Genomic DNA, 1,000 nt, shown 5'->3' with positions numbered 1-1,000 from the left:
ATAAGGGGTCAGCTGTCTGAAATCAGCAGGTGTACTTACCGGGCTATAATACTCGGCTTGAGTAAAAGTTACTTTCAGATCTGTCACTTCCCATCCATGTAAACCAGATTGGCAAGACATACGAATCCCTTCAAAAACGGCATTTTGAAAAGAATGGTTCAGATAACCATAGGAGATGTCACTTTCGATTTGCAACCCTGCCCCTAACGGTAAGGGTTCAAGAGTCAGCCCTATTGTGGCCCAGTAAGGGTTGGGTGGTACTTCGATCTGAATAATCTTATTGACCTTTTTTATAGGTCGTTCTTTGTAGATAGTCTTGATCTCATCAAAATGGACCTTTACGGAAAATCGTTCTTCCAGCAATGTCTGTATGATTTCCTTTTGGGTCAAACCATATAACGAGATTTCCAATTCATCACTATATGAGTTTATGGAAAAGGACAAAGACGGGTCTTCAATCCACAATGTATTCAGAGCGGATATCACCTTGCTTCTCTCTTCGGGCTTATTTGGCCGGACGGAGGATTTGAGAGCGGGATGCTGATGAGATAATCCTTGAATCAAACAAGGTTTAGCACCTAAATAATCTCCGATTCGAAAATCTTCTATATCTTCTACAATCGCGATATCATTGGCACCCACTTCATCAACATTTATCTCTCTGCCCTGATAAATAGTCTTTAGATTTTTAATCTTGATGAATTTTTCCGAATCGTTGATTCTTACAACGTCTCGAAGTCTCAGACTTCCGTCAATTATTTTAAGAAAACTTCTTTTATGCCCTTTGGGGTCATGCTCTATCTTATAGAGATAAGCTGAAAGTCTGTTTGAGACTGATGCCGGAGGAAGTATAAAAGAAGAAATGGCGTCCAACAACTCATTGATACCGATATTGAACATTGCTGATCCATGTAGCACCGGATAGACTTTGGCTTTTGCCACAAGAGCGATTATCGTATTCCAATAATCAGCCGGTGAAATTTCGCTATCCGCCAAATAT

1 pseudogene is annotated in these 1,000 nt (G+C 40.3%); it reads right to left on the bottom strand.

Going from position 1 to position 1,000, the window contains the following annotated elements:
• Positions 1 to 1,000, bottom strand: a pseudogene (locus tag DW039_RS20770) (tetracycline resistance ribosomal protection protein); the annotation flags it as partial.

This window comes from Bacteroides sp. AF39-16AC (assembly GCF_003602735.1).
Lineage (GTDB): Bacteria > Bacteroidota > Bacteroidia > Bacteroidales > Bacteroidaceae > Bacteroides > Bacteroides uniformis.
Note: the sequence above shows the minus strand (reverse complement) of the source record. Positions and strands in the feature narration are given on the sequence as shown.